Annotated in this window: 22 protein-coding genes; 7 read left to right on the top strand and 15 right to left on the bottom strand. The window is 66.6% G+C overall.

The features are described 5' to 3' along the window. Window positions 1-7: 7 nt before the first annotated feature. The 4 genes from AC27VL_RS13150 to glnA all read right to left on the bottom strand — a co-directional run bounded on the left by AC27VL_RS13150 (window position 8) and on the right by glnA (window position 4,501). Window positions 8-754 (bottom strand): N-acetylmuramoyl-L-alanine amidase, encoded by a 747-nt coding sequence (locus AC27VL_RS13150; RefSeq protein WP_100554354.1) that lies wholly within the window; start codon window positions 752-754, stop codon window positions 8-10. A 196-nt stretch (window positions 755-950) separates the two neighbouring features. Continuing rightward, a complete protein-coding gene (locus tag AC27VL_RS13145; protein ID WP_089241711.1) occupies window positions 951-2,381 on the bottom strand; it encodes an ammonium transporter in 1,431 nt (476 codons plus the stop codon). A gap of 22 nt (window positions 2,382-2,403) precedes the next feature. After that, entirely contained in the window at window positions 2,404-2,742 is a 339-nt protein-coding gene (locus AC27VL_RS13140) for a P-II family nitrogen regulator (RefSeq protein ID WP_004134334.1), read from the bottom strand. Window positions 2,743-3,091: 349 nt separating this feature from the next. Continuing rightward, window positions 3,092-4,501 carry a type I glutamate--ammonia ligase gene (gene glnA, locus AC27VL_RS13135; protein WP_099819516.1) on the bottom strand — a complete coding sequence of 470 codons (1,410 nt, stop codon included), beginning with the start codon at window positions 4,499-4,501 and terminating at the stop codon, window positions 3,092-3,094. 219 nt (window positions 4,502-4,720) lie between these two features. Here glnA and AC27VL_RS13130 point away from each other — a divergent pair, with 219 nt between their 5' ends. The 3 genes from AC27VL_RS13130 (at window position 4,721) to AC27VL_RS13120 (ending at window position 7,018) form a co-directional block, all read left to right on the top strand. Then, window positions 4,721-5,515, top strand: coding sequence for an undecaprenyl-diphosphate phosphatase (locus AC27VL_RS13130; protein WP_180164621.1), 795 nt, complete (start codon window positions 4,721-4,723; stop codon window positions 5,513-5,515). A 73-nt stretch (window positions 5,516-5,588) separates the two neighbouring features. Continuing rightward, window positions 5,589-6,416, top strand: a complete 828-nt coding sequence (locus AC27VL_RS13125) for an META domain-containing protein (RefSeq protein ID WP_488766830.1) — start codon at window positions 5,589-5,591, stop codon at window positions 6,414-6,416. 140 nt (window positions 6,417-6,556) lie between these two features. Then, on the top strand, window positions 6,557-7,018 hold the full coding sequence (locus AC27VL_RS13120) for an META domain-containing protein (protein ID WP_488766829.1): 462 nt from the start codon (window positions 6,557-6,559) through the stop codon (window positions 7,016-7,018). A gap of 110 nt (window positions 7,019-7,128) precedes the next feature. Here the strand turns inward: AC27VL_RS13120 and AC27VL_RS13115 are convergent, their stop codons facing one another. From AC27VL_RS13115 to AC27VL_RS13075, 9 genes are all read right to left on the bottom strand, one after another. Beyond that, the gene (locus AC27VL_RS13115; protein WP_488766827.1) at window positions 7,129-7,740 is read right to left on the bottom strand and encodes a YbhB/YbcL family Raf kinase inhibitor-like protein; all 612 of its coding nucleotides are present in this window, start codon (window positions 7,738-7,740) and stop codon (window positions 7,129-7,131) included. A 10-nt stretch (window positions 7,741-7,750) separates the two neighbouring features. Continuing rightward, window positions 7,751-9,829 carry a tetratricopeptide repeat protein gene (locus AC27VL_RS13110; RefSeq protein WP_488766825.1) on the bottom strand — a complete coding sequence of 693 codons (2,079 nt, stop codon included), beginning with the start codon at window positions 9,827-9,829 and terminating at the stop codon, window positions 7,751-7,753. A 56-nt stretch (window positions 9,830-9,885) separates the two neighbouring features. Continuing rightward, the gene (locus AC27VL_RS13105) at window positions 9,886-10,920 is read right to left on the bottom strand and encodes a YheT family hydrolase (protein ID WP_100554514.1); all 1,035 of its coding nucleotides are present in this window, start codon (window positions 10,918-10,920) and stop codon (window positions 9,886-9,888) included. A 7-nt stretch (window positions 10,921-10,927) separates the two neighbouring features. Next, window positions 10,928-11,719, bottom strand: a complete 792-nt coding sequence (locus AC27VL_RS13100) for a lysophospholipid acyltransferase family protein (RefSeq protein WP_100461795.1) — start codon at window positions 11,717-11,719, stop codon at window positions 10,928-10,930. A gap of 119 nt (window positions 11,720-11,838) precedes the next feature. Next, a complete protein-coding gene (locus AC27VL_RS13095; RefSeq protein ID WP_089241726.1) occupies window positions 11,839-12,273 on the bottom strand; it encodes a hotdog fold thioesterase in 435 nt (144 codons plus the stop codon). 10 nt (window positions 12,274-12,283) lie between these two features. Then, window positions 12,284-14,335, bottom strand: coding sequence for a phospholipase D family protein (locus AC27VL_RS13090; protein WP_100554346.1), 2,052 nt, complete (start codon window positions 14,333-14,335; stop codon window positions 12,284-12,286). Beyond that, complete coding sequence (locus AC27VL_RS13085; RefSeq protein ID WP_089241730.1) at window positions 14,332-14,949, bottom strand: YceI family protein; 618 nt, start codon at window positions 14,947-14,949, stop codon at window positions 14,332-14,334. Before AC27VL_RS13085 ends, AC27VL_RS13090 begins: the two co-directional genes overlap by 4 nt. A 4-nt stretch (window positions 14,950-14,953) precedes the next feature. Next, window positions 14,954-15,430, bottom strand: a complete 477-nt coding sequence (locus AC27VL_RS13080; RefSeq protein ID WP_032977995.1) for a SixA phosphatase family protein — start codon at window positions 15,428-15,430, stop codon at window positions 14,954-14,956. Between the two features lie 37 nt (window positions 15,431-15,467). Continuing rightward, the gene (locus AC27VL_RS13075; RefSeq protein WP_100554344.1) at window positions 15,468-16,097 is read right to left on the bottom strand and encodes a ParA family protein; all 630 of its coding nucleotides are present in this window, start codon (window positions 16,095-16,097) and stop codon (window positions 15,468-15,470) included. Window positions 16,098-16,220: 123 nt separating this feature from the next. Here AC27VL_RS13075 and AC27VL_RS13070 point away from each other — a divergent pair, with 123 nt between their 5' ends. Continuing rightward, complete coding sequence (locus tag AC27VL_RS13070; protein ID WP_100554343.1) at window positions 16,221-17,705, top strand: AAA family ATPase; 1,485 nt, start codon at window positions 16,221-16,223, stop codon at window positions 17,703-17,705. Window positions 17,706-18,277: 572 nt separating this feature from the next. On the opposite strand, the gene AC27VL_RS13065 is transcribed toward AC27VL_RS13070, so the two are convergent. After that, window positions 18,278-18,913, bottom strand: a complete 636-nt coding sequence (locus AC27VL_RS13065; RefSeq protein WP_346559012.1) for a tetratricopeptide repeat protein — start codon at window positions 18,911-18,913, stop codon at window positions 18,278-18,280. 171 nt (window positions 18,914-19,084) lie between these two features. On the opposite strand from AC27VL_RS13065, the gene AC27VL_RS13060 reads away from it, so the two are divergent. The 3 genes from AC27VL_RS13060 (at window position 19,085) to AC27VL_RS13050 (ending at window position 24,509) form a co-directional block, all read left to right on the top strand. Then, complete coding sequence (locus tag AC27VL_RS13060) at window positions 19,085-22,771, top strand: indolepyruvate ferredoxin oxidoreductase family protein (RefSeq protein ID WP_488766820.1); 3,687 nt, start codon at window positions 19,085-19,087, stop codon at window positions 22,769-22,771. Between the two features lie 154 nt (window positions 22,772-22,925). Continuing rightward, a complete protein-coding gene (locus AC27VL_RS13055) occupies window positions 22,926-23,183 on the top strand; it encodes a helix-turn-helix domain-containing protein (RefSeq protein WP_089241740.1) in 258 nt (85 codons plus the stop codon). A gap of 3 nt (window positions 23,184-23,186) precedes the next feature. Next, on the top strand, window positions 23,187-24,509 hold the full coding sequence (locus tag AC27VL_RS13050) for a type II toxin-antitoxin system HipA family toxin (protein WP_100554340.1): 1,323 nt from the start codon (window positions 23,187-23,189) through the stop codon (window positions 24,507-24,509). Here the strand turns inward: AC27VL_RS13050 and AC27VL_RS13045 are convergent, their stop codons facing one another. Next, window positions 24,510-25,124 carry a DUF938 domain-containing protein gene (locus tag AC27VL_RS13045; protein WP_100554339.1) on the bottom strand — a complete coding sequence of 205 codons (615 nt, stop codon included), beginning with the start codon at window positions 25,122-25,124 and terminating at the stop codon, window positions 24,510-24,512. Between the last annotated feature and the right edge of the window lie 163 nt (window positions 25,125-25,287).

Here is a 25,287-nt window from a genome sequence, read left to right as displayed (position 1 = left end):
TCCGCTTTCAGGGCGTCTGCAGCAACAGCGAATGCAGGATGCGCGCGTCTTCGGCGTCGAGTGTTTTCGGCAGGGTGTCGCTACCCCGGAAACGGCGGTGGAACGCCCGTACCGCTGCTTCGCGGTTGTCGAGTGGATAGCCGAAGCGCCCCAACGCAGCCCATGCATCGAAGCCTTCCGGCGCAGCACCGTCGGCAGCGCGCGGCCACACGCCGAAACCAGCTTCAGCCAGCTGCTGCCACGGGAAGAAGCGACTGGGATCTTCCTTGCGCGTCGGCGCCAGGTCGGCGTGGCCGATCACCTGCCGCGGTGGGATGTTCAGCCGTTCAGTGAGATCGCGCAGCAGCACGATCAGTGATTCGATCTGCGCGGGGCTGAAGGGCGTACGGCCGTCATTGTCCAGCTCGATGCCGATGGACGCGGAGTTGAGGTCGGTGATGGTGCCCCAGCGCCCGGAGCCGGCGTGCCAGGCGCGGCGCTCATCGGCCACCAGCTGGTAGCGATGGCCATCGGCGCCGATCAGATAGTGCGCGCTGACCCGCCCGCCACTGTTGGCGGTACGCAGCGTGTGCAGGCTCTGCTGCACCGATTTCTGCTCGGTGTGGTGGATGACGATGATCACCGGCGTGCGCGCGTTCTGGTTCGGCGACGGCACCCAGGTGGCAAGCGGGTTGCGGATTTCCTGCGGCGTGGAGGCGCAGGCGGCCAGCAGCAGGCAGGCCGAGAGCATCAGGGAAGTGCGGATCGGGTGCATGCCCTGATTGTGCGTGATAAGCGCGGACGATGCAGTAGAGCCACGCCATGCGTGGCTGGGCCACCGACCGTGCCGACCAACGGTCGGCACCCACCAGGGCAGAGCAGTCCGGAGCAGGAGCAGTGCCAAGCAAGCTTGGCACCTACCAGAGCAGGTGCAGTGCCGACCAACGGTCGGCACCCACCATGTAGATGCATCAGGCCTCGTAGGCCGATTCACCGTGCGAGGTCACATCCAGGCCGGTACGCTCGGCCTCCTCGGTCACCCGCAGGCCGACCACCACCTTGACCAGCAGCAGGATGGCTGCGGTCACCACGGCCGACCAGACCACGGTGAGGCCGACGCTGACCACCTGCACCCACACCTGGTGGCCGATATCCAGATCGGCCTTGGTGCCGCCCAGCGACTGCGCGCTGAACACACCGGTGAGGATTGCGCCGACGATGCCGCCCACGCCATGCACACCGAACACGTCGGCGGTGTCGTCCACCTTCAGCAGGCGCTTGAGGCCGGTCACGCCCCACACGCAGACCACGCCAGCAACCAGGCCGATGACGATCGCGCCGAGCGGGCCAACAGTGCCGCACGCCGGGGTGATGCCGACCAGACCCGCCACCGCACCTGAGGCTGCGCCCAGTGCCGACGGCTTGCCTTTGCTGATGGCTTCAACCAGCGTCCAACCCAGCACCGCTGCGGCCGTGGCCAGCACAGTGTTGAGGAAGGCCAGCGAGGCGACGGTGTCGGCGGCAGCGGCCGAACCGGCATTGAAGCCGAACCAGCCGACCCACAGCAGCATCGCGCCGATATAGGTGAACGGCACGTTGTGCGGCTTCAGTGCGGTCTGCCCGTAGCCCAGGCGCTTGCCGACGAACCATGCAGCGACCAGACCGGCTACGCCGGCGTTGATGTGCACCACGGTGCCACCAGCGAAATCGATCGCGCCCATCTCACCCAGGTAACCACCACCCCAGACGATGTGCGCCATCGGGATGTAGCTGAGGGTGAACCACAGCGCCGAGAACAGCAGCACCGCGCGGAACTTGATGCGCTCGGCGAAGGCACCGACGATCAGCGCCGTGGTGATGCCGGCGAAGGTCGACTGGAAGGCGACGAACAGGTAGTCCGGCAGGCCCTTGATCGGCGTGTTGCCCACAGACTCCGGGGTGAAGCCCTTGAGGAAGGCGAATTCGGTGAATGAGCCGAAGAACGGATTGCCGGCGCTGAACACTGCGCTGTAGCCATAGGCCACCCACAGCAGCAGCACCAGCGAGAACACCACGAGGATCTGGCTGAGCACCGACAGCACGTTCTTCGAGCGCACCAGGCCGCCGTAGAACAGGGCCAGGCCCGGCACCACCATCAACAGCACCAGCAGGGTGGAGGTGAGCATCCAGGCGACGTCGCCATGGTCATAGGCGGGCGCAGCCACCGCTTCGGCAGCAGCCGGCGCAGCGGCAGTCGGGTCCTGCAAGGGCTCGACGGCCACGGCCTCGCTCTGCAACGGCGTGACCTGGGCCTGGGCATGTGCACTGCCTGGCCAGATACCGGCGGCCAGCGCGCTGAGCAGCATCAGCAGGCACACCAGATGGAACCGGGCTTGCCACCCGGTGAGAAGGCGCATCTTCATGGGGGAGTCTCCGGAAGGGGGTTTACAGCGCGTCAGCGCCGATTTCGCCGGTGCGGATGCGGATGACCTGCTCGACAGCGGTCACGAAGATCTTGCCGTCGCCGATCTTGCCGGTGCCTGCAGACGACTGGATCGCTTCGATCACGGCGTCGGCACGCTCGTCGGTGACGACGGTTTCGATCTTGATCTTGGGCAGGAAGTCGACAACGTACTCGGCACCGCGATACAGCTCGGTGTGGCCCTTCTGGCGGCCGAAGCCTTTCACTTCGGTCACGGTGATGCCCGACACGCCGGCATCGGACAGGGCCTCGCGGACCTCGTCGAGCTTGAACGGTCGGATGATGGCGGAGATCAGTTTCATGCGCATGTCCCGATGGTGGATGGGGCCAGCGCGCGAGCGCGCGATGGCATCAGGCAACCACGGGCCATCGTGGTGATGGCCGTGGCTGTTGCACCGGACACGAACCGGGCCGGGACAGCCGTGCCTCTCTCCTTGCACGGCCGACGCGGGAGGGAGGGCGGCCCATGTCACGTATCCGGTCTCTCTCTTGCCCCTGGATCGGGGGTCCTTGGCGTGGGGTCAGAGCCCTTTCATGCATGAAAGGGATCCGACCCCGTGCAACGACCCCGATCTGACCGCGGCTCCCCAGCCGCGAAGACGGATGCGATGGCGGCGGGTGGGAGGGGTTACCCACCGCCATCGCAACCGGTCAGCTGGCGTAGTACAGCTGGTATTCCAGCGGGTGGGTCGCCGCGCGGAACTTGGTCACTTCCTGCATCTTCAGCGCGATGTAGCCGTCGATGAAGTCATCGCTCATCACGCCACCGGCCTTGAGGAACTCACGGTCCTTGTCCAGCGCTTCCAGGGCCTGGTCCAGCGAGGAGCAGACCTGCGGGATCAGCTTCTCTTCTTCCGGCGGCAGGTCGTACAGATCCTTGTCGCTCGGTGCGCCCGGGTCGATCTGGTTCTTGATGCCGTCCAGGCCGGCCATCATCAGCGCGGTGAAGGTCAGGTAGCCCGACTGGATCGGATCGGGGAAGCGCATTTCGATGCGACGCGCCTTCGGGTTGGACACCCACGGAATGCGGCACGAGGCCGAACGGTTGCGCGCCGAGTAGGCCAGCATCACCGGGGCTTCGTAACCCGGCACCAGGCGCTTGTAGCTGTTGGTACCCGAGTTGGCGAAGGCGTTGATGGCCTTGGCGTGCTTGAAGATGCCGCCGATGTACCACAGCGCCATCTGGCTCAGGCCGCCGTAGCCGTCACCGGAGAACAGGTTGGTGCCGCCCTTGGACAGCGACTGGTGCACGTGCATGCCGCTGCCGTTGTCGCCGACGATCGGCTTGGGCATGAAGGTGACGGTCTTGCCGTTGCGGTGGGCGACGTTCTTGATGACGTACTTCATCCGCAGCAGTTCGTCGGCCTTCTGCACCAGGGTGCTGAACTTGGTGCCGATCTCGCACTGGCCGGCGGTGGCCACTTCGTGGTGCTGCACTTCCACTTCGATGCCGACCTGTTCCAGGGTCTTGCACATCTCCGCACGCAGGTCATGCAGGGTGTCGGTCGGCGGCACCGGGAAGTAACCGCCCTTCACGCCCGGACGGTAGCCGCTGTTGGCGCCGTCGTACTTTGCGCCGCTGTTCCACGCCGCTTCTTCCGAATCGACCTGGAAGAAGGTGTGACCCATTTCATTGGCGAAGCGCACCGAATCGAAGATGAAGAACTCCGGCTCCGGGCCGAAGAACGCGGTTTCGGCAATGCCCGAGGACTTCAGGTAGGACTCGGCACGCTTGGCGATGCCGCGCGGGCAACGGCCATACGGCTGCATGGTGGCCGGATCGAGGATGTCGCAGCTGATCACGATGGTCGGATCGGCGTAGAACGGGTCGACGTAGGCGCTGGCGGTATCCGGCAGCAGCACCATGTCCGACTCGTTGATGCCCTTCCAGCCGGCGATCGAGCTGCCATCGAACATCTTGCCTTCTTCAAACAGCGACGGCTCGACGATGCTGACCGGGAAGGTCACATGCTGTTCGACACCACGCATGTCGACGAAGCGCAGATCGACGAACTCGATCTGGTTGTCCTTGATCAGCTTCTCTACGGTTTCCACGGACATCGGTACGACCTCGGATGGGAATGAATGCCTGCTGAGGTACAGCAATGACCGTGCCAACTTTTCGGCCTTCACAAGTCGTTGATTTCAAAGCCACCGCCCCAGCGGGGTGCAGAACCATGCGCACCAAACGGGTGCGCCGATGACAAGACGCACCCGTTTGGTGCGGCATGGATCGTCTATTCTTTCGAGCTTCTTCCGCCGCCCGCGCCCGCACCGTCCATGTCCGATCTGCTCTCCGCCCTGCTGCTGGGCATCCTCGAAGGCTTGACCGAATTCCTGCCGATCTCCAGCACCGGCCACCTGCTGATCGCCCAGCACTGGCTGGGCGCGCGATCGGACTTCTTCAACATCATCATCCAGGCCGGTGCGATCCTGGCCGTGGTACTGGTGTTCCGGCAGCGCCTGCTGCAGCTGGCCACCGGCTTCGGCCAGCGCGAGAACCGCGAGTACGTGTTCAAGCTCGGCGCGGCCTTCCTGGTGACCGCCGTGGTCGGCCTGGTAGTGCGCAAGGCCGGCTGGTCGCTGCCGGAAACCGTCAGCCCGGTGGCCTGGGCGCTGATCATCGGCGGCATCTGGATGCTGCTGGTGGAGGCCTATACCGCGCGCCTGCCCGACCGCGACCAGGTGACCTGGACGGTGGCCATCGGCGTCGGCCTGGCGCAGGTGGTGGCAGGTGTGTTCCCGGGTACCTCGCGCTCGGCCTCGGCGATCTTCCTGGCCATGCTGCTGGGCCTGAGCCGCCGCGCGGCCGCCGCCGAGTTCGTGTTCCTGGTCGGCATTCCCACCATGTTCGCCGCCAGCGCCTACACCTTCCTGGAACTGGCCAAGGAAGGAAACCTGGCCAGCGAGAACTGGACCGACGTCGGCGTCGCCTTCGTTGCCGCTGCCATCACCGGCTTCGTCGTAGTGAAGTGGCTGATGGGCTACATCAAGTCGCACCGTTTCACGGCCTTCGCGATTTACCGCATCGCCCTGGGCGCTGCGTTGCTGCTGTGGTTGCCGTCCGGCAGCTGAACAGCGCCGGGGCACGGTAACCCCGATGCCGGCCCCGATCCGTTTCCCCCTCGGTTCCCCAAGGAGAATCACCATGAACCGCAAGCTCACCCTGCTCCTCCCGCTGGCCCTGCTGGCCGCCTGCAGCCAGACCCCCGCCCCGGCCGGTACCGGTGGTGACGACCTGGCCCCGGCGGCGGCCAAGGCCGGCGACCAGAAGGCGCTGGCTCACCTGGATGCGCAGCGCCTGCAGAGCCAGCACTGGCTGCTGCAGCAGGCCACCGCGGCCGATGGCAAGCGCATCGATGCGCTGTTCGCCCGCGAAGACAAGCCGGTCACCCTGGACTTCGCTGATGGCCGCCTGTCGGTCAGCAACACCTGCAACCGCATGGGCGGCGGCTACACCCTGGCCGACGGCAAGCTGAGTGTCAGCGCCATGGCCTCGACCATGATGGCCTGCACCGACAAGGCATTGATGGCGCTGGACGAAGCCGTCTCCAGCCGCCTGCAGGGCGAACTGAAGGCCGAACAGGACGGCAACGGCGTGCTGACCCTGACCACCGCCAAGGGCGACGTGCTGGTGTTCAATCCGGAACCGACCGCTGAAACCCGCTACGGCGGCGCTGGCGAAACCGTGTTCCTGGAAGTGGCGGCGAAGACCGAGAAGTGCTCGCACCCGCTGATCCCGGATTACCAGTGCCTGCAGGTGCGCGAAGTGAAGTTCGACGACAAGGGCCTGAAGCAGGGTGAGCCGGGCGCGTTCGAGAACTTCTACGGCAGCATCGAGGGCTACACCCACGAAGACGGCGTGCGCAACGTGGTGCGTGTGAAGCGCTACGAAGTGAAGAACCCGCCGGCCGATGCGCCGTCGCAGGCGTACGTGCTGGACATGGTGGTCGAGTCGGCCATCGAGAAGAAGTAATGCAGAAGGGCGGCCGCGAGGTCGCCCTTCTTCGTTGTGGGTAGAGCCGGCCGCTGGCCGGCTGCTGCGCACAGCTCCGGCGACATACGGAACATGCCGGCCAGCGGCCGGCACTACCCATATGCATCAAGGAGACCGACATGAAACGGACGTACATGCTCGCGCTGGCCTTGCTGGCCATCGGTAGTGGCAGCAGTGCATACGCCGCCAGCACACCCACCACCGACCAGCTTGAAGCCCATCTGTGGCAGCTCGCACGCGCCACCGACGCGCAGGGCAAGCGCATCGACGCGCTGTTCGTCAGGGGCCGGGCGCCGTACACCCTGCGCTTCCAGCCCGGCTACATGAGCGAGTTGAACCTGTGCAACTACGCAAGCAGCCAGTATCAGCTGCAGGGCGACCGGCTGATCTTGGAGAACGGGGTTGTTACCACTGCCGGCTGCATACGCGCCGAGGTTACCGAGCAGCAACGGCGTGCCAGCACACTGGTCAATGGCCGGCCGGCCCCGACGCTCGCACTGGACGACAACGGCAGCCTGGTCCTGCGCAACGTGCATGGCGACACGGCGATATTCAAACCCGCGCCGCTGCCGGTGAAATGAAAAGGGCGGCCACTGGCCGCCCTTCGTCGTTTCCGGGTAGAGCCGGCCGCTGGCCGGCTGCCACGTACAGCGGATGCCGGCCAGCGGCCGGCACTACCCGAAGCCTGGTATCAGGCCAATGCCGGGTTCAACGTGTAGGTGCCGTGCAACGCTGCTTCGGCCAGCACGTGGCCGTGCATGGCGCGGTACGCATCGGCGGCGGTGAAGCGCTCCGGCAGCGGCAGCGAGGCGATGTCCAGCGCGAACACGCGGAAGAAGTAGCGATGCACGCGCTCGTCGTTGAACGGTGGGTACGGGCCGTCGTAGCCGAGGTAGTCACCGGCCATGTCCGGATTGCCGGCGAACCAGCCGGTGAAATCGTTCAGGCCCTGGCGGCTGCCGGCCGGGCCGGCCGGCGCGGTCTTGCCCTTCAGCACGAAGCCATCGCTGCAGCTGCCCGCGGCGATCTCCTGCACCGAGGCCGGGATGTCGGCCATCACCCAGTGCACGAAATCGCCGCGCGGCTGGTCGCGCGGCACGCTCATGTCATCGCGGCCCACCGTCTCCGGCACCGTCGGTACGTCCGGGTCCACGCATACCAGCAGGAACGAGCGGGTGCCGTCGGGCACGCCGCTCCAGGCCAGGTGCGGGTTGCGGTCGGGGGCGAAGCCGTCAGCATCGCCAGCGGCGAACTCACGGTCGATCGGCGCAGCGTTGACCAGGCTGTGACTGCTCAGTTGCATCTGATGCTCCTCACTCTTCCGGGTAACCCAATCGCACCGCGACCGGGGTGAGCTGGGCGAAGGCGGCGCCCATCACGTCGCGATACTTGCGCCAGTGGCCGGCAGGCAGGCGCGGCGCGCCCAGCTGTGCAGCCGGCGGCATCGGACGTCCGAACACGCGGCCCAGCAGGTCGGCCATCGCATGTGCATCGTTGCCGATCTCGTCGATGCGCAGCAGCACGTGCGGATACAGGTCTTCTTCGTGCAGTGCGGCGATCTGGGTCAGGGAACGCACCAGCCACTGCCCGGCTTCGGCCATCGAGGTCATCGCCAGCGGTGCTGCGGCACCATAGGCGACCCAGTCCAGCAGCATGTCGCGCGGGTCGCGCAGCACCAGCAGCAGGCGGCCCTGCGGCAGCTGCGGGCGCAATGCCCACAACAGCGCGTTGTCCCACCACAGCAGCCAGTCGATCACGGTGTCGCTTTCCAGGCCGCGGGCCGGCAGGTTCTCGCGCCAACGCTCGACCAGGCGTTCCGGGCTCAGCACGCCCGACGCCAGGTCCTGCAGCGTGTTGTAGTTCTGGAAGGCATCGTCGGGTGGATTGGCGGTGTAACGGTCGCTGCGCAGTACCGGGCTGGCAGCGGCCAGGCCGGTTGCCACCCGCTCCACGCCCGAACCCGGGGCGCCCCACAGAAAGATCGGTGCCGAGCCGCTGTCGCGCGTCGCTTCATCGATGCTGGCCATCTCCGGCCAGCTTGGCGGTGCCTTGGCCTGCGGCGGCAGCGGCAGCCGCTGCGAGGCCTGGTCGGTCTGCAGCGCCATCCACGTACGCAGCGCTTCTTCCGGCTGCCCGGCGCGATCCTGGATTTCGCCCAGCCAGGTCCGCAGGTCGGCGCGGTGTCCCTCCGGTGCCTGCGCGATCAAGGCCTGCACGCGCTCCACGGCGGCGGCTGGGTCACGCTGCAGCAGACCCTCGACACGACGGCTTTCACCGCTGACGCGGCCCGGTTCCAGGGTGGTGATGCGCTCGGCGATGGCTTCGCCCTGCTCGTGTTCACCGGCCATGTCATGCAGGCGCATGCGCGCTTCCAGCGCCGGCAGGTGGCCGGGCATCGCTGCCATCCAGCGCTCCACGACGGCCACGGCGCCGGCACTGCCGACGTCTTCCACGGCCAGTCGTGCCAGCCACAGGTCATGCAGCTGGTCATTGCTTTCCAGAGCCTCATCCAGGCGTGCACGGGCTTCATCTTCGCGGCCCAGGCGCTGCCAGGACATCAGCAGCAGCTGCAGCACCTGGCGCTCACCCTGCAGCGATTGCAGCAGCGGCAGCAGATGCTCCAGCGCCTGCAGCGGCTGGCCACTGCGCAGTGCCAGCTCGCCGGCCAGGCGGCGCATCGGCGGTACATCCAGCTCCGGCTGCTGCAGCGCCTGCTGCATTGCCTCGGCGGCGGCCTCGACGTTGCCCTGGCGCAATGCCAGCTGCACCACCATGCCGTGCAGCGAGGACATCTTCGGGTTCAACGCGAGTACGCGACGGAACGCCTGCTCGGCGAACGCCAGCATGTCCTTGCCCAGATAGGCAAAGCCCAGTGCGTACAGCACGCGGGTATCGTCCGGCAGCGCCTGGCTGGCCGCCGACAGCAGGGCCAGCGCGCGGTCGGCGTCGCCACGACGCAGCGCGACCATGCCATCGATGGTCAGCAGTTCCGGATGGTCCGGCTCCAGCCGCGATGCGAGGGTCGACAGCCGCTGGGCCTCGTCGAAATCGTTGCGGCCCACCGCCAGGTGCGCCTGCATCAGGTAGGCGGGGAAGGCGTTGGGGTCCAGCCCGGTTGTGCGCAGCAGGGCTTCATCTGCACCGTCGAACTGGCGCAGTGCCAGCAGCAGGCCGGCGTGCTGCAGGTGCAGCTGCGCATCATCGGGCGCCAGCTGCAGCGCCTGCTGCAGCGCCTCCATTGCGGCCTCGGCCTTGCCCTGCTGCTGCAGCGCAAGCGCCAGCCAGCGGTGGGCCTCGGCCTTGCCGGGTTCGTCACGGGTCCACGCCTGGGCCAGCTGCACGGCCTGGCCGGCATCGTTCTGGCGCAACGCTTGGAGGATCTGGTCTTGCATGGCCGTCCGGTTCAAGGTCAAACCCGCATTGTAGCGGGCCGCGCGCCGGTGCCGGTTCAGCCCGGCAGGACCCGCCGCAGACGCTGTGCGACCCAGCGTTCGGAGAAACCATCGCCGCGCCAGTTTTCCAGGAAGCCACAGTGGCCGCCCCAGCAGGCGGTTTCCAGCCGCGCCTGCTGCGGCAGCTGCCAATCGCGGAAGGTCGCGTAGGGGATCACCGGATCGTCCTGCGCCATCAGGATGTCGGCAGGTACCTGCAGCGTGGACAGGCGGTTGCCGGCGATGGAATAGCCATCGAAATAGGCCTGCAACGAACCAAACGTGGTGTGCCGTTCGACCAGCCAGGCGGTAAGCGAACGGATGTCCATGTTCAGCACGCGGTCGTCGCAGTCGCTCAGTTCGGGGAAGAGATCGCGCTTGCGACGCAGCGAGCCGGCCCACTTGCGGCGGAAATACCAGTCGTACATTGCCGGGCCGTTCTCGATGTTCTCCATGGTCAGCCCCGGGTCCAGCACCGGGCAGACGGCGGCCACGTGCTGCAGCGGCACGCCCGCGGCTGGCGCGCGCAGGGCCAGCCGCAGCACGAAGTTGCCACCCAGCGAATAGCCGGCCGCAACCAGCGGCAGATCGGGCCAGCGCTGGGCGACATCGCCAGCGGCATGCACCACTTCGTCGATGAGGTTGGAGTGGAAGATGCCGGGATTGAGGTGATGGGTGTTGCCGTGGTCGCGGAAGTTCAGCCGCACCACGTCGAACCCCTGCTCCAGCATGCGGGCAGCGGCCATGCGCATGTAGCTGGATTCGGCGCTGCCTTCCCAGCCGTGCAGCAACAGGGCGATGCCACGCGGTTCGCGCCCTTCGACATGGCTGTGCCAGCCCTGCAGGCGCACACCCTCGCCGCCATCGAGGATCAGCTCTTCGCTGACCGCGCCGGTGGCAGCCAGCAGCAGCAGGCCGCGCTGCAGGCGCATGCGGCTGGAACTGAGCATCGACTGCAGGTGCGGATTGCGCAGCCAGCGCGGCGGCTGATAGTCGGACGCGGTGAGCATCGGCGCATCAGCGTCGAGGGTGGGTGGCGGAAAAACGGCCACCATGGCCTCAGTCCCCGCTCATGGCCGCCACGATGCGCGCGCGCGAGGTCTCCGCGATGCGCCGACGGCCTTCCAGGTCCTGGGTGCCGATCGGCTCCAGGAAATGCACTTCGGTATGCCGCGCCGGCTCACCGAGCAGGCGCAGGAAATTGGCGAAGAAACTCTCGCCCGGGCCGAAGGCCACGATGGTCTGTGCATCGCCGCGCACGCCATAGACCAGCGCCACCGGCTGCACCGGTACGCTGGTTTCGACTGCCGCCTGGAAGATGCGCGCGTGGAACGGGCCAACGTCGTGGCCACCACGGGTACGCCCTTCCGGGAACACGCCCACGGCCTTGCCGGCGCGCAGGCGGTCGGCCATCACCTGCATCACCCCACCGAGTGATTCGGTGTTGCCACGCTGGTGGAAAATGGTCTGGCCGCGCCCGGCAAGCCAGCCCACCACCGGCCAGCTGGCGATCTCGCGCTTGGCGACAAAGCCCATCATGCGCTGGCTGTGCAGGATGGAGATATCGACCCAGCTGACATGGTTGGCAACGAACAGCACCGCGCCCGGCAGCGGCTGGCCGACACGCGACAGGCGGAAGCCGAAGATCCACATCAGCCCGCCCTGCCACCAGTTCACCACCTTGGCGCCGAAGGTATCGTCGCCCACGCGCAGCTCGCCCCATGGCGGAAGCATGCCGATCAGGATCAGCGGCAGGAACACGGTGATGTGGACCAACAGCAGCGGTACGCGGTACAGGTAACGGCACACACGCGCCACGCCGCCGCGGGGGGCCGGAGTGGGGGAAGTCATCCGCGCACGATACCGGAGGGCTGCCATCGCTGCCAGCCGAATTCGGCCATAAGTCTCATTGACGGCGGCCATCGGCGGGGAACGCTGGGTTCCGCCGCCGTCACTGCTGTCGCCAGGGCTCAACCGTGCCCGGCCGCCACCACGGCCAGGGTCAGCCGCGAGATGCAGACCAGCCGGCCCTGCTCGTCCTCGATGCGGATTTCCCACAGCTGGGTGCTGCGGCCCACGTGCACCGCGCGCGCGGTACCGGTGACCGTCCCCGAACGCACGGCGCGTACGTGGTTGGCGTTGATCTCCAGGCCCACGCAGATCTGCTTGGCGGTATCCACGCAGAGGTTGCCGGCGCTGCTGCCCAGGGTCTCGGCCAGCACCACCGAAGCACCGCCGTGCAGGATGCCGTACGGCTGGCGGGTGCGCTCGTCCACCGGCATGGTTGCCTGCAGCCAGTCTTCGCCAGCGGCACTGAAGACGATGCCCAGGGTGCTGATGGCGGTGTTCTGGCTGAGTGCGTTGAGCTGCTCGATGGAAACGGCTTCGCGGAATACCTGGGTCATGCGGCTACCTTCAGAGGATGGGAACGAGGCCGGCGCCGAATGCGGTCAGCATGCGTACCAGCAGCCACTTCGGCCCGACATTGACCTCGGGGAAGTCGCCCACCGCGACATAGCAGCGATGGAAATCAGCGCTCTGCCGCGGCAGTGGCTGCGGACACTCCGGGCCCGGCTTGAACTCGTAGTCGGTGGCGTAGCGCCATGGCCAGAAGTCGAGGATCGGCAGCGCCTCGGACGCCTTGCCGACGCTGTAGTTCAGGCCGGACAGGACCGGCGGCTTGGCACGCGGCGCCACCGTCCAGGAGTTCTGCGGATGGGTATCGCGCAGGATGCTCTGCGCCAGCTGCTCGGCGAAGGCCGGATCGTCGATGATCACCGCGCCTTCGGTGTTGTAGTTCTCGCTGCGCGGATCGAAGTTGTGGGTACCGACCACGCCGATACGGCGGTCGACCACCAGCGACTTGGCATGCAGGCCCATGCGCGCGCCCTTGCGGGTGACCGGCAGCGGTTTGTTGACCGCCTTGCTGCCCAGGAACGACGGGCGCGTTTCGGTACGCAGCAGGCGGGTCTCGACTTCGCTGCCGGCGGCACGCCGGCGCGCACGACCGTTCTCATAGGCGCTGCCGGTACGCGGATGGATCACCCGCGGCTGCGGGTCATCCACGTCCGCAGTAGCCACCACGTCACCGCCGCCACCGGCATTGCTGCCTGCTGCGCTGCCACCGATCAGCGGATTGCGTCCGGTATCGCTGCCCGGCGCCGCGATCGGGTCGGGCAGCAGGTTGCGGTAATCGACCGGAGCATCCAGCGGGAACGGCTTGAATTCAAAAATGTTGAAGCCCAGCTCGCGCATGTTGCGCCGCTTGTACTTGTACGACAGCGCATACACGATCGGGTTGTCGGTGGCGGCCAGACTGTTGCTGGACACCACCACGCGCGGTGGCTGCGGGCGCTTGCGCAGCTCGCGGAACAGCTTCTGTGCCGGCTTGGACAGCACCAGGTAGGGCGTCTGCAGGATCACTTCGTGCTGCGCACTGGAGATCAGTGCATCCAGCTGCGGCTCGGTGACATGCTGCCCGGCCAAGGGTGCGTCGGCGCGCTCGCGGCGATGCTTGCGCGGCAGATCGGCCACATAGCGCACCGAGGCGACCGGCAAGGCGGTGTCCACGAACGAACGGGTGACGAAGTCGACGTCGTTGGCTTCCTCGCTGACCCGCTCCACCCGCTCGGGCCTGCGGAACTGCGCGGGCGGCAACACCGGCACGCCCTGCTTGAGCAGGGTACGGCCGACATCGTTCAGGCGCTCGGCCGGTACGCTGCGCTGCGCGCGCCAGAAGGCATCGAAGTTGGCCGCCATCGCGCGTGCTTCGGGGCCGGCGATCAGCACGTCCCGGTCGCGGAAGTTGTATTCGCGGTCCCAGTCGTAATAGTCGTCCTGGTAGTTGCGCCCACCGACCACGCCGATCGCATCGTCAACCACCAGCAGCTTGTTGTGCATGCGCTGGTTGAAGCGGCGGAAGCAGCACAGCACGCTGCCGGCATAGTCGAAATAGTTCAGCCGGGCCTTGCCGAACGTCGGGTTGTAGACCCGCAGCTGGAAGTTCTGGTGGGCGCCGGCCAGTGCGCCGAGGATCTGCAGGTCGGAGATCGCCGAAAGCTGGTCGATCAGCAGCCGTACCTTCACCCCGCGCCGCGACGCCGCCAGCAGCTCGTCGATGACCAGGCGGGCGCTGTCGTCCTTGTCGAAGATGTAGGTCTGCAGGTCGATGCTGCGGGTGGCGCTGCGCAGCAGGTTCAGGCGCGCGACCAGCGCGCCTTCGCCCTCGTCCAGCAGGGTGGCATAGTGCCGCGGCTGTTCCGGGGTCGATTCGCTGAACGCCCGGCCGGCCAGGGCCCGCAGGGGCGAGTCCAGCGCGCAGCGGTCGGCCTGCTGGCAATCCACCTGGGTCGAGCGCGCCTGTACGGCGATCGCCTCGGCGCGATCACGCTGGGCATGCGACAGCGACGCGCAGCCGCTGCCCAGCAACACGGTTGCCAGCACCAGTACACGCAGCAATGGATTCACGGTTTCGACGCCTCGCTGAGACGTGCACGCAGTACGAAAGTCACTCGGTCACTCAAGGCAAGCTGCCAGCTGTCCATGCCGTACCGGCCTCGTTGCACGGTACCGCGGCTGACGACGTCGCAATCATAGCCGGGTCGGGCACATTCCGCTTTCTCGACCTTGAGCGTCTCCGGATGGCTGACGCCGCGCAGGGTCAGCCGGCCATCGATGCCGCCACCGTCGGCGACCGTCTCCGGCCAGTACGGCAGCGAGTCGAACTCGACGAAGGGGTAACGACCGGCGTCGAAGAACTCGGGGCCGCGCATCCAGCCGGTATAGCGTTCCTTGCCGGGGATCTCCACGGTGCGGGTGAACATCTTCAGGTGGACCTGGTGACGGCCATCGGACAGCACCTCGATGCGCCCCTCGAACCGCGGGAACACGCCCTCGATACGCTGGCCGAAGCGGGTGCGGACTTCAAAGCCGATCTGCGAGCGCACCACATCCAGCTGCAGCGTACGCGGCGACTCGGCCACGACCGCCGGCAGCGCGGTCGGTGGCGGTGCAGCGGCCCAGGCCGGGCCGATCGCCAGAACGACTGGCAGCAGGCAGCGGCCCGGCAACGCCAACCTCATCGGCTCACGGCCACCAGAAGGCATTCAGGCTGGCCACGCCCGGCTCGATCGTTGCCTCGCGGGCGAAACCGAGCACGGCCACGCCGCCGGGCGGCATGCCGCGGTAATCACTGCTGGTGCCATCGGTCATCAACGCCACCAGCTGCTCCAGCCCGGGGTTGTGGCCGACGATCAGCACCCGGTCCAGGTCACGGCGCTCGTCCACCAGCGCCGCCAGGGTGCCGGGGGTGGCCTCGTAGATGCGGTCTTCCAGGCGCTTTTCGACATAGCCGATGGCCGCCATCACCGCTTCCAGGGTTTCGCGGGTCCGTCGCGAGGGGGAACACAGCACGCAGTCCGGCAGCAGGTTGTTCTCCTTCAGCCACTTGCCGGCGGCTTCGGCTTCGGCGAGCCCCACCGGCGACAACGGCCGGTCGAGGTCGGCCTGGCCGGTAGTGGCAGGTTCGGCGTGGGCGTGGCGGAGCAGGATCAGTTCGCGCATTGCGGGATTCCAATAAAGGGATGGAGACCTACGGCTCTTACAGTTTCAGCCAGGACAACAGGGGTTCCCAGTCGGCCTGGTGCTCGCGCACCTGGGCGGAGCGGTAATCGAAAAGACTGCGACCCAGGCCGGTCATGACCACATAGCTCTGGCTGTCGCGCAGTTGGGCGACCACCGGATAGGGCCAGTCACCCAGCATCTGCAGGGCCTGCTGCGAGGTCTGGGTCCAGGGCTTGGTGCGGTTCAGCACCAGCCCGACCGGCAGCTTGCGGCTGTGCACGCGGGGTACCTGGGCGAGGCTGTTGAGGAAGCCAACGATGGCTTCGATGTCCAGTGCCGAGGGCAGCACCGGCACCACCACGGCATCGGCAGCGTCGAGGAAATGCGGGATATCGTCGGCCAGTGCGCCGGCCGGTGCATCGATCACCACGGTATCGGTACCGTCGGGCAGCTTCTGCACCCATTGCTTCTTGCGGTACACATCGATCGGCAGCACCGCGCTTTCCAGCCCGGCCCGGCGCTGTGCCCAGCGCGTGCTGGAGCCCTGCGGGTCGGCATCGGCGATCACCGTGGCCTTGCCTTGCAATGCCGCGTACGCGGCCAGGTGGGTGGCGATGGTGGTCTTGCCCACCCCGCCCTTGGAACCGGCCACCAGGATCGTCTTCATGCCAGCCTCGCTTCCGGGTACGTGCCCCGAGCGTACACCGCCGATGGTGACGGAAGGTAGAGCCGTGCTGAACCAGCGCCCCCGGCCTTTGCTATCGTGGCGCCCCCGAAGGACCGAACCGCCATGAGCGAACTGCAGGACCTGAGCGCACTGATCCGCGCCAACACGCCGTTGATCGTGGTCGAGACCCAGGATGAGGGTCGCATCGTCGAGCTGTTCCGGCAGACGCTGATGCATGTCTGGCGGGCCCTGCACCGCTGGTCGATCACCGAGGGCCTGCGCCGCATCGACCTGGAGCGCGAGGACGAGCCGGTCGGCCCGCCCGACGCCAGCGCCGCACTGCAGATGATCCGCCAGGCCGACCAGCGCGGGGTGTACCTGCTGCTCGATTTCCACCCCTACCTGGGCTATGCCAGCCACCAGCGCGCGCTGCGTGACCTGATCCAGCGCCGCCACAGCGAACCGCACGTACTGGTGCTGATCGGCGCCAAGGTGGAACTGCCGGCCGAACTGGAAGCGCTGGCGGTGCGCTTCAACCCGCGCCTGCCCGACGCCAATGCACTGCTGAAGATGCTGCGCGAAGAAGCCGATGCCTATGCACGCGAACACGGCGGGCGCCGGGTGGAAGTGGACAGCGAGGCGGTCAAGAAGATCCTGAAGAACCTGCAGGGCCTGAGCCTGGTCGATGCGCGGCGCATCGCGCGGCAGCTGATCTATGCCGATGGCGCGCTGCGCGACGACGACCTGCCACAGCTGGCGCGGCTGAAGTTCGAGCTGCTCAACCGCAGCGGCCACCTGTTCTTCGAGCACGACAGCGCCCGTTTCGGCGACGTGGCCGGGGCCAACCGGCTGAAGCGCTGGATCAACCAGCGTCGCGTCGCCTTCATCGCCGGCTCGGCACCGGCCGGGCTGGACCCGCCACGCGGCATGCTGCTGCTGGGCGTGCAGGGCTGCGGCAAATCGATGCTGGCCAAGGCCACCGCCGCCGGCTTTGGCGTACCGCTGCTGCGCTTGGACGTAGGCGCGCTGTACAACAAGTACCACGGCGAGACCGAAGCCAACCTGCGCCAGGCGCTGGCCTCGGCCGAGCAGCTGGCGCCATGCGTGCTGTGGATGGATGAGATCGAAAAGGGCCTGGCCACCGGCACCGAGGATGGCGGCGTGTCGCGCCGCGTGCTCGGCTACCTGCTGACCTGGATGGCCGAGCGCAAGGCGCCGGTGTTCATCGTGGCCACCGCCAACCAGGTACACGAGCTGCCGGCCGAGCTGCTGCGCAAGGGTCGCTTCGACGAGATCTTCTTCGTCGACCTGCCCTCGGCCGATGTGCGCGTGGAACTGCTGCGGCTGCATCTGGGGCGGCGCCAGCTCAATGCCGACGACTTCGCGCTGCCGGCACTGGCAGCGGCGGCCAACGGGTTTTCCGGTGCGGAGATCGAGCAGGCGATCGTGGCGGGGCTGTATTCGGCGCATGCCGAAGGCCGGCCACTGGATACCGAGCTGCTGATGGGCGAGATACGCACGTCGCGGCCGTTGTCGGTGTTGATGGCCGAGCAGGTGGCGGCGTTGCGGGAGTGGGCGTCGGGGCGCACGGTGTCCGCGGACGACTGAGGGTTTCCTGCGAACGGCACAGCCCCTCGTGGGTGGTCGCTGAAGGCGCCAGCTGTGGGTTGGCCGGGCGGATAGGCTGCGCAGGGGTCGCTGCAAGTACGTCCATGTAAGCTCGGTCGCCGCATCCATGCGGCTCACGCCCCTGCGCAGCCTACCCGCCCGGCCACGGACAGTTTCCGTGGGCGGCCAGCCACGGAAAAGAAAAAAGAAGAGCAAAAGCAAAAGCGGTTGGCTGGCCACTTTTTGTAGCGCCGAGCCCACGCTCGGCCGCATTCCGATCAGATATCGATCATTCGATTCCAATGCATATTCATCCACGCATGGCGTGGATCTGCGTGTCGACCAAGGTCGACACCTACCAACAGCACCAGGAACCTGTCGAAGGTGGGGCACTGTGGGCTTGCGGGGTGTGAGCGCCATGGATGGCGCGACCAAGCCCCCATGGATGGGTTCACGGCGGCCCCGCAAACCCACAGTGCCCCGCCATCCCCCAGCAAACCGCTTTGGCTTTGGCTTTAGGCTTTGGCCGTTGCCTCTGCGGGTGCCGGGTGCAACCCGGCCAAACCCCAACCTCAGGGCCAGGCTGGAGGCGCGGCCGCCCAGGCCTGCTGCACTTCGGCCAACGTCGCGCGTTCGTCATCGCGCCAGCCCGGCAACAGCTGCGCGTAACGACTGCTGTCGCGCCATTGCCCCGGCTCGGTCCGTACGGCAGCGGCGTACCACTTCACTGCTTCCTGCTGCTGGCCGGCCCGCCACAGCGCCAGCGCATAGCTCGGCGGAACCCAGCCGGGATTGCTGCGCAGGGTGCCGGCAGCGGCCTGCCACTGTTCCAGCGCGGCCAGCGCCTGGCCCTGCCGCAACAGGTCCCAGCCATAGTTCCAGCGTACGCTGCGGCCCAGCGCGCTCTGCACCGGCGCTTCGGCCAATGCCTCGCGATAGAGCTTGTCGCCCAGTTCCGCGCGCCCCTGCGCAATAGCCACCGACGCCAGCTGCGCCGTGGCTTCCAGCCCCTTGCGGCCACGCTCGCGGTGCTTCAGCAGCTGTGCCACCAGGTCTTCGCCTTCACCCTGCACCACTATGATCGGCGCGGCGGCGGCGTCGCTGTCGAAATAGAACTCCTGCGGTGCCGGCAATGCCGGCGCGGCCCACGCAGTGGCCGCTCCCGAGACCAGCAACACGCCGGCCAGGAACTGTCCTGCAACTGACATCCAGATTCCCCCAAGGTTGAAACACCAACCCTCCCTCTCTCACCCCGATCCTAACCCCAGCACGTCCTTGGCGCGAGTGCCGGGGCTTTTGCCCCCCACTGTTACAATTCGCGCCTTTCCCGCCGCGTGTACCTGCGCGGCCGGTGCCAGCCGATCCTGACCAGGCCAGCCATGACCAGTACCGCGCAACTCACCTCACCCGCCTCCGCCGACCTGCTCGACCGTGATTACACGCTCGACCACAAGTACACCCGCAACGAAGGACGGATCTACCTGAGTGGCGTGCAGGCGCTGGTGCGGCTGCCGCTGATGCAGCGCCTGCGCGACGAAGCCACCGGCATCGACAGCGCCGGTTTCATCAGCGGTTATCGTGGCAGCCCGCTGGGCGGCTTCGACCTGGAGCTGTGGCGAGCGCGCAAGCACCTGGAAGCGGCCAAGGTGAAGTTCACCCCCGGCCTCAACGAGGACCTGGGCGCGACCATGGTGTGGGGCACCCAGCAGACCAACCTGTTCCCCGGCGCCAACGTGCAGGGCGTGTTCGGCATGTGGTACGGCAAGGGCCCGGGCGTGGACCGCTGCGGCGACGTGTTCAAGCACGCCAATGCCGCCGGCACTTCGCGCCATGGTGGTGTGCTGGCCCTGGCCGCCGATGACCACGCCTGCCGCAGCTCAACCCTGCCGCATGGCAGCGAGGACGAATTCGTCAGCGCGATGATGCCGGTGCTGAACCCGGCCGGCGTGCAGGACATCCTCGACATGGGCCTGCTCGGCTGGGCGATGAGCCGTTACACCGGGCGCTGGGTCGGCTTCAAGACGATCGCCGAGACGGTGGAATCGTCGGCCTCGGTCGAGGTCGACCCGCTGGCCCGGCGCATCGTGCTGCCGGAAGACTTCGACATGCCTGTCGGTGGCCTCAACATCCGCTGGCCCGATCCGCCGCTGGACCAGGAGATGCGCCTGCACCGCTACGCGGTGAAAGCCGCGCAGGCCTTCGCACGTGCCAACGGCATCGACAAGGTGGTGATGGATGCACCGCGTGCGCGGCTGGGCATCGTCACCACCGGCAAGAGCTACCTGGACGTGCTGCAGGCGCTGGAATACCTGGGCCTGGACGAGCAGGCCTGCGCCGACATCGGCATCCGCGTGTACAAGGTCGGCATGACCTGGCCGCTGGAACCGGAAGGCATTGCACGCTTCGCGCAGGGCCTGGAAGACATCATCGTGGTGGAGGAGAAGCGTGCCTTCATCGAGCGCCAGATGAAGGAGCAGTTCTTCAACTGGCCGGCCAGCTGGGGCCAGCGCCCGTCCATCGTCGGCAAGTACGACGAGGCCGGCGAGTGGATCCTGCCGTCCACCGGCGAACTGACCCCGGCCACCATCGCCGGCGTGATCGGTCGCCGCATCCAGAAGTTCTTCAACAACGACTCCATCGAGCAGCGCCTGCAGTGGATGCAGGAAAAGGAAGCCGAGCTTGCGTTGCCACGCGCCAGCTTCCCGCGCGTACCGCACTACTGCTCCGGCTGCCCACACAACACCTCCACCACCGTGCCTGAAGGTTCGCGCGCGCTGGCCGGCATCGGTTGCCATTACATGGTGACCTGGATGGACCGCAGCACCGACACCTTCACCCACATGGGTGGCGAAGGCGTGACGTGGGCCGGGCAGGCCGCGTTCACCGATACCCAGCACGTGTTCCAGAACCTGGGCGACGGCACCTATTTCCACAGCGGATCGCTGGCGATCCGCCAGGCGATCGCGGCAGGCGTCAACATCACCTACAAGATCCTCTACAACGACGCGGTGGCGATGACCGGCGGGCAGCCGGTGGACGGTCCGCTGAGCGTGCCGGACATCGCAAAGCAGATGCGTGCCGAGGGCATCCACACCATCATGGTGCTGTCGGACAACATCACCAAGTGGACGCGCCAGCGCGAGCATTTCCCCAGCGACGTGGAGTTCCATGACCGCAGCGAGCTGGACGCGGTGCAGAAGCGCCTGCGCGAAGTGAAGGGTGTTTCGATCCTGATCTACGAACAGACCTGCGCCACCGAGAAGCGCCGTCGCCGCAAGCGCGGCAAGCTGGAAGATCCGCAGAAGCGGGTGATGATCAATTCGCTGGTCTGCGAAGGCTGTGGCGACTGCGGCAAGAAGAGCTTCTGCGTGTCGGTGCTGCCAAAGGAAACCGAGTTCGGGCGCAAGCGCGACATCGACCAGTCCAACTGCAACAAGGACTATTCCTGCGTCAACGGGTTCTGCCCGAGCTTCGTCACCGTGCACGGTGGCCAGCCGCGCAAGGGCAGCAAGCGCGATGCCTCCACGCTGCTGGACAACCTGCCGGCACCGGTGGTGCGCGGCACCCTGGAGCAGCCCTGGAACATCCTGATCACCGGCGTTGGCGGCACCGGCGTGGTGACCATCGGCGCCCTGCTGGGCATGGCCGGTCACCTTGAGGGCAAGGGCGCCTCGGTGCTCGACCAGACCGGCCTGGCGCAGAAGGGTGGCGCGGTGACCACGCACATCCGCATCGCCCGTCGCCCCGAGGATATCCACGCCGTGCGCATTGCCGCTGGCGAAGCCGACCTGGTGCTGGGCTGCGACATGGTGGTGGTGAACGACTATTGGGCACTGTCGAAGGTGCGTGCCGGCCGTTCGCAGGTGGTGCTCAACACCTATGAAGCGATGCCGGGCACGTTCACCACCCGCCCGGACATGCAGTTCCCCGCCGCCGATATCATCGCCGGCGTGCGCGTGGCCCTGGGTGGCGAAGAGCCGCTGCTGCTGGACGCGACCCAACTAGCCACCGCATTGCTCGGCGATGCGATCGCCGCCAACCTGTTCATCCTCGGCTACGCCTGGCAGCAGGGCCTGGTGCCGCTGTCGTTCGAGTCGCTGATGCGTGCCATCGAGCTCAACGGCGCCGCGGTGGCGATGAACCAGCAGGCCTTTGCCTGGGGCCGCCTGGCCGCGGTCGATCCGCAGGCCGTGCAGCAGGCGGCAGGCGTGGTGCGCAACCGCCATACCGACACCGAAAATACCCCAGGCCCGCTGCATGCACTGCCGCCGGGCGAATGGGAAGGCAACGAGTGGGGCGCTACCGCCGCACCGCGCAACACCGGCGACGAGCGCGAGCTGCGTGGGTTGCCGACCCATGGTGGCGATGTCGCCTTCCTGCCGTTGGACGACGCGCGCCTGTCGCGCTCGCTGGACGAGATGATCGAGCGCCGCTCGGCATTCCTGACCGACTACCAGGATGCCGCCTACGCCAACCGCTACCGCACGCTGGTCGAACGCGTGCGCGCGACCGAAGCCGAGCGCATCGGTGGGTCCACCGCATTGACCGAAACCGTGGCCCGCTACCTGTTCAAGCTGATGGCTTACAAGGACGAGTACGAAGTGGCCCGCCTTTACACCAGCGGCGATTTCCAGCGCCGCCTGCAGCAGCAGTTCGAGGGTGATTACCAGCTGCGCTTCCATCTGGCGCCGCCGCTGTTCGCGAAGAAGGACGAACAGGGCCGGTTGCTGAAGAAGGAATATGGCCCGTGGATGTTCAAGGCATTCGGCCTGCTGGCCAAGCTGAAGTTCCTGCGTGGCGGCCGCTTCGACGTGTTCGGCCGCACGGAAGAGCGCCGCATGGAGCGCAAGCTGATCGGCGATTACGAGGCGACCGTGCAGGTGCTGCTGGATGGCCTGGATGACGATCGCCTGGCACTGGCAGTGGAGATCGCCAGCGTGCCCGAGCACATCCGCGGCTTCGGTCACGTCAAGGAAGCACACTTCGAAAAGGCCAAGGCCCGCGAAGCGGCGCTGCTGGCGCAGTGGCGCAACCCGAAGGCGCTGCATATCGTGCAGGTGGCGTAGTAGCACACTACAAAAAGAAACCTATTGATTGCCTTTTGAGAAGGCAATCCATAGGTTGCCTGTGGCGCAGGAAAGAGATAGGTTGCGTGTCGTAAAGCAACCTATCCTTTGCGTACGTGATGGCGTACGGTCATCTTTCCCGAGGACTGCCGGTATGGACAGGCCGCCGCATACGGTGAGAACACCGCAGCAACTTGCGCCGCTGATGCGCGCGTTCAGACGCCAGGCCGGGCTGAGTCAAGCACAGCTTGCCGAGCGACTGGGCATCTCCCGCCAGGCAGTCGGCGCATTGGAACGCGATCCAGCGTCTGCCAGCTTCGAGCGATTGATGCGAGTCTGGGCCGTGTTGGGCCTGGAAATCAGCCTGCAGCAGCGAAGTCCCCGGGAAAACACGTCGACTTCGGAGTGGTAAGCCATGGGTACGTTGCGGGTCTGGATGAATGGTGTCGAGGTAGCGCTCTGGGATGATGCGCGGAACCGGGCATCCCGCCTTTCCTACATCAGCCAATGGATTGGTTCGACGCAGTCGCGACCGCTGTCCCTTTCGCTCCCCCTGCTGCCCGACGGTGAAAGCCATCAAGGTCAGGTCGTCAACGACTACTTCGACAATCTTCTCCCCGATAACGTCACCATCCGCAACCGGATCCGCGACCGGTTCGCCACGCGCAGCAGCAATACGTTCGATCTGCTTGAAGCCATTGGCCGGGATTGTGTGGGCGCGGTGCAGCTGTTGCCACATTCGCGCACACCGGATGCCATCCAGCGGATAACGTTCGAACCATTGAATGACTCAGGCGTCGCTGAAGTCCTGCGCCAGGTCACAACAAGTGCATTGCCTGGCACTTCTTCCAGCGACGATGCGTTCCGCATTTCCATCGCTGGAGCGCAGGAAAAGACCGGCCTGCTGCTGCACGATGGTCAATGGTGCATTCCTACCGGAAGTACGCCGTCCACGCACATCTTCAAGCTGCCGTTGGGTATCGTCGGCAACATGCGTGCGGACATGCACCAGTCCGTGGAGAACGAGTGGCTGTGCATGCACCTGCTGGCCGCCTTTGGTATTCCCGTCGCGGATACGCAGATGGGGCGTTTTGAAGATCAAGGTGCACTGATCGTCGAACGTTTCGACCGGCGACTGGCCGCGGATCGCACGTGGTGGCTTCGCTTGCCGCAGGAAGATATGTGTCAGGTCTTTGGCCTCCCCGCTGCCCGAAAGTACGAATCCGATGGCGGCCCCGGCATCGTGGCCATCATGGATCTGCTTCGGCAATCCGAGCAGCCTGAGGATCGAGCAACCTTCTTCAAGACGCAGATCCTGTTCTGGATGCTTGCCGCGACCGACGGCCACGCAAAGAACTTCAGCGTCCACATCGACGCGGGTGGGCGCTTCCGTCTGACTCCTGTCTACGACGTGCTGTCGGTATATCCCATCCTCGGCCGGGGGCCCAATCAACTCGATCCGCACAACGCGCAGCTTGCCATGGCGGTAGAGGGCAAGAACCGCCATCGAAAACTGCATCTTGTGCGACGCCGGCACTGGAACGAAACCGCACGCGCCTGTGGCGTAGCCGATGGCGCAGAACCATGGATCGAGACATTGCTGGAGACCGTGGAACCTGCCATCGAACAGGTCACACGCCAGCTTCCAAGCGGCTTCCCTTCGACCGTGTCCGAACCTGTTTTCAAGGGACTGCGTGCTGCGGCGACCCGCCTTTCCAGCATGGCCCCCGACGCCTGATCACCCCAGGCGCCACAACAACACTCGGTTGTTGGCCGGCATGGCCAGATCACCCAACCGGGTGAATCCGTTGTCCGCCGCCAGCGCCTGCACGGCTTCGGCATCACGAATGCCGCTACGCGGATCACGCGCTTTCAGCCAGCCATCGAATTGCGCGTTACTGTCGCTGCTGTAACGGCCGCCGTAATTGAAGGGGCCATACACCGCCAGCAGCGCGCCATGGCGCAGCAGGGGTGGAAGTGCGGCAAACAGGGCCTGCACGTGTTCCCAGCTCATGATGTGCAGGGTGTTGGCAGTGAATGCAGCATCGAACGTGCTGCCTTCCGGCAGGCTCAGGCCGGTCGCCGGTGGCAGCTCGACCTGCAGCGCCACCGGCGGCAGCAGGTTCAACAGCGCCGCCTCCGCGCGCCAGGCCTCGATCCCTTGAAGATGATCCGGATGGTCGCTGGGCTGCCAGCGCAGCCATGGCCAGCGCTCGGCGAAGAAGGCCGCATGCTGGCCGGTACCACTGCCGATCTCCAGCACCCGGTGGCGGTCGCCCATCCACGGGTCGAGCGCAGCGGCGATGGGTTCGCGATTGCGCTCGCAGGCTTCTGAATACGGCTTGCTCGACATCGAGACGGCGTCCAGGCGGGGTCGACTCATTGTGCACGAGGGGGTTACTGAGCAGGGCTGCGCCCTGCACCCGCAGAGGCAACGGCAACGGCCGAAGCAACAGCCCAAGCAACAGCAAAAGCTGGTTTCCTGTGGGTTGGCGGGGTGGGTCCGGTTGAGGGGG

This window comes from Stenotrophomonas sp. 14P6.2.3, assembly GCF_057799055.1.
The sequence above is the reverse complement of the archived record's forward strand: the minus strand, read 5'-3'. Positions and strand labels throughout refer to the sequence as shown.

Coding starts and splice junctions, on each gene's coding strand:
- AC27VL_RS13125 (WP_488766830.1), top strand. CDS start 5,589: ATGAACCGCAAGCTCACCCTGCTCCTCCCGCTGGCCCTGCTGGCCGCC.
- AC27VL_RS13140 (WP_004134334.1), bottom strand. CDS start 2,742: ATGAAACTGATCTCCGCCATCATCCGACCGTTCAAGCTCGACGAGGTC.
- AC27VL_RS13060 (WP_488766820.1), top strand. CDS start 19,085: ATGACCAGTACCGCGCAACTCACCTCACCCGCCTCCGCCGACCTGCTC.
- AC27VL_RS13145 (WP_089241711.1), bottom strand. CDS start 2,381: ATGAAGATGCGCCTTCTCACCGGGTGGCAAGCCCGGTTCCATCTGGTG.
- AC27VL_RS13100 (WP_100461795.1), bottom strand. CDS start 11,719: ATGACTTCCCCCACTCCGGCCCCCCGCGGCGGCGTGGCGCGTGTGTGC.
- AC27VL_RS13080 (WP_032977995.1), bottom strand. CDS start 15,430: ATGCGCGAACTGATCCTGCTCCGCCACGCCCACGCCGAACCTGCCACT.
- AC27VL_RS13070 (WP_100554343.1), top strand. CDS start 16,221: ATGAGCGAACTGCAGGACCTGAGCGCACTGATCCGCGCCAACACGCCG.
- AC27VL_RS13120 (WP_488766829.1), top strand. CDS start 6,557: ATGAAACGGACGTACATGCTCGCGCTGGCCTTGCTGGCCATCGGTAGT.
- AC27VL_RS13065 (WP_346559012.1), bottom strand. CDS start 18,913: ATGTCAGTTGCAGGACAGTTCCTGGCCGGCGTGTTGCTGGTCTCGGGA.
- AC27VL_RS13150 (WP_100554354.1), bottom strand. CDS start 754: ATGCACCCGATCCGCACTTCCCTGATGCTCTCGGCCTGCCTGCTGCTG.
- AC27VL_RS13110 (WP_488766825.1), bottom strand. CDS start 9,829: ATGCAAGACCAGATCCTCCAAGCGTTGCGCCAGAACGATGCCGGCCAG.
- AC27VL_RS13095 (WP_089241726.1), bottom strand. CDS start 12,273: ATGACCCAGGTATTCCGCGAAGCCGTTTCCATCGAGCAGCTCAACGCA.
- AC27VL_RS13115 (WP_488766827.1), bottom strand. CDS start 7,740: ATGCAACTGAGCAGTCACAGCCTGGTCAACGCTGCGCCGATCGACCGT.
- AC27VL_RS13130 (WP_180164621.1), top strand. CDS start 4,721: ATGTCCGATCTGCTCTCCGCCCTGCTGCTGGGCATCCTCGAAGGCTTG.
- AC27VL_RS13055 (WP_089241740.1), top strand. CDS start 22,926: ATGGACAGGCCGCCGCATACGGTGAGAACACCGCAGCAACTTGCGCCG.
- AC27VL_RS13085 (WP_089241730.1), bottom strand. CDS start 14,949: ATGAGGTTGGCGTTGCCGGGCCGCTGCCTGCTGCCAGTCGTTCTGGCG.
- AC27VL_RS13045 (WP_100554339.1), bottom strand. CDS start 25,124: ATGTCGAGCAAGCCGTATTCAGAAGCCTGCGAGCGCAATCGCGAACCC.
- AC27VL_RS13050 (WP_100554340.1), top strand. CDS start 23,187: ATGGGTACGTTGCGGGTCTGGATGAATGGTGTCGAGGTAGCGCTCTGG.
- glnA (WP_099819516.1), bottom strand. CDS start 4,501: ATGTCCGTGGAAACCGTAGAGAAGCTGATCAAGGACAACCAGATCGAG.
- AC27VL_RS13075 (WP_100554344.1), bottom strand. CDS start 16,097: ATGAAGACGATCCTGGTGGCCGGTTCCAAGGGCGGGGTGGGCAAGACC.